This window comes from Lunatimonas lonarensis (assembly GCF_000390185.1).
GTDB classification, from domain to species: domain Bacteria; phylum Bacteroidota; class Bacteroidia; order Cytophagales; family Cyclobacteriaceae; genus Lunatimonas; species Lunatimonas lonarensis.
In genome coordinates this window covers 1-5,399 of sequence record NZ_AQHR01000105.1, presented here as the reverse complement: position 1 = coordinate 5,399, position 5,399 = coordinate 1, and the positions used below count along the sequence as shown (strand labels likewise).

Genomic DNA, 5,399 nt, shown 5'->3' with positions numbered 1-5,399 from the left:
GGCAGTGTCCGTGAAACCTTTTTCCTCAATCAACTGAGTGCTGTCCATTCGGTGACGGCTCCGAAGTTTGGTGACTTTATGGTCGATGGTGCGTATGTATTTGAGGTAGGCGGCGCTTCCAAGACCACCGATCAGCTCCAAGGAGTCCCCAACGCTTACCTGGCACTTGATATAGAAGGGGGCAATAATCGGAGAGTACCTCTATGGTTATTTGGTATGTTGTATTAGGAGAAAACCACCAGATCCTGGATCTCCTTTTTCAGATTTTAGGGAAGGGAAATTTTGTTAAATTATATTGAATCGTTCATAGCTGCAATTTGACAAATTTATTGAAAAGTCGGTGCTGAGAGAATTTTGTTTCATGCCACGCCCACCACGTACTCCGCCGCTACGGCTGCGTGTTTTTTTTTATTCTTAATTTGAATACAGATTAAAAAGCAAATTTAAAAGCACGCCCTGCTACGAAACGGAATGAAATGACATCTGACTTAACTTTCAAAAGAGAATTCAATACAGTCAATAAACAAAGCGTAAACCTTTAAGAGATAGTTGGCTACGCTGACCGAAATAAGAGAGTCTTTGTTTTTCGACGGAGCACTTTTTTGGTAATTTAGTCGCAGTATTCATGTTCAACAATAAACTTAAAAAAATGGAGAAGAGAAGAAAATTACCAAAAGTAGTGATGGCCGTAAGTGTGGCGGCGATGGGAATGGGCTTGTTTAGTACCCTTCAAAACGAGGCACGGGCTACGGGGGGAGTATCTAAGTGCTACAAAAATATTAACACGAGTACAGGTGGTTTGACGGATTTTTGCTCTAATAGTGTGTGCGTTGAAAAGAATGGGACAGGCAACAGTAAGTCCCGATGCGGCTCATGACTTAAATAGCTAACACCCCTTATCTACCTACAAGATAGGGGGTGTATTATTTGATAAAAGAATTAGATGAAGTTGACCATTATGTATCAATCACACACTTAAATGAATACATTAGGAAAATTCTACTGATAATTTGGGCGGGGTATGTGGAAAATAAAAAATTAATTGCTAATAAATGAAAAAAGTTGCGGACTTGTACATAGTGCTTTTTTTGCTACTGTGCGCTTGCGTAAGCTACAACGAGGAGGAGAGGACTGCAAAAAAGGTATCTTTTAAAGATTTTGGACCAGTAGAAAAAATACTAGGAGAATCCATTATCCAAAATGACTATAATATAAACCGTCAAGTTTACGTAATGGATACACTTCTATTGTTAATGACTCAAAGTGGAAAATATTTTTTTAACGTGTATCACAAAAACACTTTGGAATATCAAGGATCCTTTGGCGTAAGGGGGGAAGGACCGGAGGAGTGGAGGATGATATATTTTACGGGTCAATTCGAAATAGCTACGTCCGGAATAAGTATTTGGATATCTGAATACCATAGAGGGTTCGTTTCAAAGGTTAATATAACTAAAACACTTAAAAACTTATCCCCCTATCCGGTCATAGAGCAAACCATTGATATAAATGGGAAGACATTCCCTTTCCTTGATATGATATATGTTAACGATGAAAAATTAATATCAAAGTGCTGGATTTACGAACAGGGATATGTAAGGATTAAATTACTTGACCCAAAGTCCAATAAGGTAAAGAAGTCAGAGTTGTTTCCAAAAATTAAAAATGTGGAAAGGTTATCAGCAGATATGATCAACAACATCTATACTGCTACGCTATCCAAACACCCCTCGAAAAACCTATTTGTACAGGCCACATATATTTTTGACAGGATTGATATTTTTGATGAGGACTTAGATTTGGTCAGATCCATAGTAGATGGAAATAATTGGAGGGACGATTATTACGATGCTAAAGAGATTGATATCGAATCGGATTTTATATCGGATAAGGTAGAAGGCTATAACAACATAAGTCTAACTGAACGTTTTATCTTTGCCATAGATGCCAAAAACAAAATAAATCAGGTCGATGGGTCAGTTGTGGGAAAAATCATTAAAGTATTTGATTGGGAAGGGAACCCTGTTTGTTTAATGAAGACAACTGATAATATATTTGGCATCTCTGTGGATGAGGAGGAAGGTTTCTTGTATGCTACAGATATGGAAAATGAAAAGGTGTTGCGCTATAATCTAAAAGATCTGATGAAACAATGGAAAAAGTAAGGTTTGTTATATTTCTGACCGGTTTTAGCTTACTGATGGGATATATCGGTTTTTCCGCTACAACCTGGTACAAGGGTAGAACGTATGCCATGCTTAGCTTTGACAAAACGAAGTATGACATGGATACGGTATATAGTCAATCAGATGCTGAGGTACATTTCGTCTTTAAAAATACAGGAAATAATGATCTAAAGATCCACAAAATAGAAACTAGCTGCGGATGTACCATCCCGTCTTGGAATACTGGGCTTTTACCACCGACATCAGTTGATAGCTTCAGAGTAAGCTATAATATTGAAAACAAGGGATATTTTATAAAAGAAATAATGGTATATTCAAATAGTAGAAGTAGTCCGGATCATCTTGTAATTGAAGGATATGTACCGTTTAATGAAACAAAGTAATTTAATAATTAAAAGACGTTTAGACTTTTTCTATTTCTTTCCTAGAGGACGATGTAAACTTGTTTGATTTGAAAGTTAGCAGTTTTTGTTTCCCTTTTAGTGAGTTATATATTTGCTTCTTCCGTCATCAATGAATTACCTGTGCGGGAATTCACTTATATGCACCAAACGTACGGGGTAGGTTTGGTGGGATAGTCGCAACCTATGCTGCATTCAGTACTTCATCAACACAGTCCGCCTGAAAGAGAAGAGCCAAAAAAGCAATCAACGATCAACTATTTGTAATTATGATGTCTGGTTTTCATGTTTCTGTTATTATGCCCTGTTTTAATGCTGAAGCGTTTATCGTTGAGGCCATAAATAGCATTCTAAACCAAAGTCTTCTAAATCTTGAATTGATTATTATAAATGACGGGTCCACCGACGGTACCGAAATGTTGGTTCAGAAATTTACAGATAGTAGAATCCGTTACTTATCCTTTGATGTAAACCGGGGTAATTACGTGGCTAGAAACAAGGGGCTTGATATAGTTCAAGGAAAATATATTGCCATGGCAGATGCGGATGATGTTTCCCACCCCAATCGGTTACAGACGCAATATGACTATTTGGAGGCAAATCCTAGTGTGGCTGCAATCGGCAGCAGAATGGAGATCATTGACCAGGGGGGTAAAAGCATTGGTGTAACAAATGAACCTTTGGAATATGATGAAATCAAGATCGCCTTTTTAAGGGACAACTGTCTAGCCCAGCCCACGTTAATGTTCAGACGGAATCTTTTAAAAAAAGGATACCGATATGACGAAAGCTTTCGGTACTGTGGAGATTATGATTTTGTACAACGTATCATTCAGTCCAATCATGTAGCAAATTTAGAATCAGCTTTGGTCAAATACAGGATTCATCCCACCCAAATTTCGTCATCAAAAAGGGGACACCTAATTCAGCAAGGTAATCGGACTAGAATTAAACAACTAAATGACTGGAATCTTGAATATTCGGAGGTTGAAAAAGAAATACAATTGAAGCTGCTGCTCGGGATCTATTTGGATGATACGGAGCTGAAATTGGCGGAAAATTGGCTCAATAAATTACTGGAGCATAACGAGAACACAAAGCGGTACCACCAAGAATATTTTTACATTTATTGCCAAAAACTTGCCAGTGCAGCCCTACAGAAAAACGCCTTGGGAGGCTGGTCGATAGAAAAAGAAATGCTGAATTATATAATGAAAACATTTCCAACAGCTAAGATTTTATTGGAATTTGGCTCCGGAAATGGAACATTCGCATTTTTGAAGCACTTCAGTGTGACCAGTATAGAGCATGACCCTTACTATTCGATGAAGAGAGCATCGAATCACAATTGCGTAGTTGCTCCCATAGAAAATGGTTGGTACCGAGGTAGTGTGGTAAAAGAGGCATTGGAAACTACCGAATACGATCTGATTTTAGTAGATGGTCCACCAGGGGACTTACGAACGGGAATCTTGGACCATGTGGGTCTTTTTACCCAAATAACTTGTCCCATCATCTTTGACGACATGGATCGGGAAGACGATTGCACCATTATGAAAACGTTTTGCAAGGCTTTGGACAGGCGTTACAGGATTTTTAAAGGAGATAAGAAGTCCTTCGCCTTATGTACGTTAATTCAATAATGAGAACTTATGCTTTTGAATGAGATTTGTCTGTTTTGGGTAGAAGTGTGTCGTCTGATCCGAAAAATAATGAATCTCTCATTTTTTAACAGACTAGATATTCTTTCTGAGCTGATCCATCTCACTTAATAAAGCCTTGCATGGCAAAACTGCTGTTCTACGTAAAGGGTTGTTCTATAGCGAACAATCCTCGCCTTCCATATTTTTTGGTTCAAAAATACATCTTCCGTAAAAGCTTAATCCAAGTCTTTCCTTAAATCCACTCGATAGTCCTCCTTTTTGCCTTCAGAGGTATCCGGAGTAAACCCAAAAAACATGATATTCTAACGGGATCTATTTAACAACAAAGAAATAATTTTATTTTTTATTTATTTTTTATTTATTTTTCATTTATTATTAAAATTATTATTTGGAAATAAAATTTTGGTATATGAAAGCTGAAAGTCATATCGTCTTAACTCAGGGCAATGTTTACAGGAGGTTCTTTTTTAATGACTTAATTTTTGTAAAAGTTACGGGCTATGTGTTGACCTGCTGGCTTGAAGGAGGTGAGAAATATTCCTTATGTCGATCGTTAAAATGTTTTAAAAAGTCGCTGCCTTCAGAGTTTATTCAAATAAATCGCTCTGAAATTATTCACTTTGAAAAAATCCTCAAGTTTAATAAAAAATCTAGGGTAATAACTTTGGCTGATCAGTCAAAGCATAAGGTGTCTGTTAGGCAAATTCCTGTAGTTTTAGAAGCGTTCAGAACCAAATCTTATTTTGCTTGAATTAGCTGGAAGGTCGGAAATCTCTCAGATCTGTTTAAAATCCACGCAAAGGCAGTAAAAGAATACTTGCCTATTCTCAACCATATCTTTACATGCCAGTCTTGGTGAAGTTTGTAATGTCATCTTCTATTTCGTCCTATTGTAAAGGTTTAAACTAACTTGGAGCCATTTGCAATAAGCACGAAGACTATTCCAGCGATATCCTTCCGTAAAGGCAGCACCGATTCCTTTCAGGGTGGTGTCAAGGTATTTTTCCCGTTTGATTCTGTATACCCTCATCAGGCCAACCCTCTCCTAGTGCCCGGTTCCTGGACACGATAAATGGAATTTGTGGCATAACCTCCAGACTCAACAAAAATGCTTTTTGTAAAAACTAATTTTTATATTTGCTTCTTAA

Annotated in this window: 5 protein-coding genes and 1 pseudogene; all 6 read left to right on the top strand. The window is 37.5% G+C overall.

The features are described from left to right. A pseudogene (locus tag ADIS_RS18265) lies at positions 1-228 on the top strand (ATP-binding protein); the annotation flags it as partial. Positions 229-649: 421 nt separating this feature from the next. Beyond that, positions 650-877 carry a hypothetical protein gene (locus ADIS_RS23030; RefSeq protein WP_155907610.1) on the top strand — a complete coding sequence of 76 codons (228 nt, stop codon included), beginning with the start codon at positions 650-652 and terminating at the stop codon, positions 875-877. 175 nt (positions 878-1,052) lie between these two features. Further along, positions 1,053-2,165, top strand: a complete 1,113-nt coding sequence (locus ADIS_RS18260; RefSeq protein ID WP_035806898.1) for a BF3164 family lipoprotein — start codon at positions 1,053-1,055, stop codon at positions 2,163-2,165. Beyond that, positions 2,153-2,569: a DUF1573 domain-containing protein gene (locus ADIS_RS18255; RefSeq protein WP_035806895.1), complete on the top strand. Its 417-nt coding sequence runs from the start codon at positions 2,153-2,155 to the stop codon at positions 2,567-2,569. Before ADIS_RS18260 ends, ADIS_RS18255 begins: the two co-directional genes overlap by 13 nt. A gap of 287 nt (positions 2,570-2,856) precedes the next feature. Continuing rightward, positions 2,857-4,230 (top strand): glycosyltransferase family 2 protein, encoded by a 1,374-nt coding sequence (locus tag ADIS_RS18250; RefSeq protein ID WP_010856164.1) that lies wholly within the window; start codon positions 2,857-2,859, stop codon positions 4,228-4,230. Positions 4,231-4,660: 430 nt separating this feature from the next. After that, entirely contained in the window at positions 4,661-5,002 is a 342-nt protein-coding gene (locus ADIS_RS18245) for a LytTR family DNA-binding domain-containing protein (RefSeq protein WP_035806890.1), read from the top strand. Positions 5,003-5,399 lie beyond the last annotated feature (397 nt).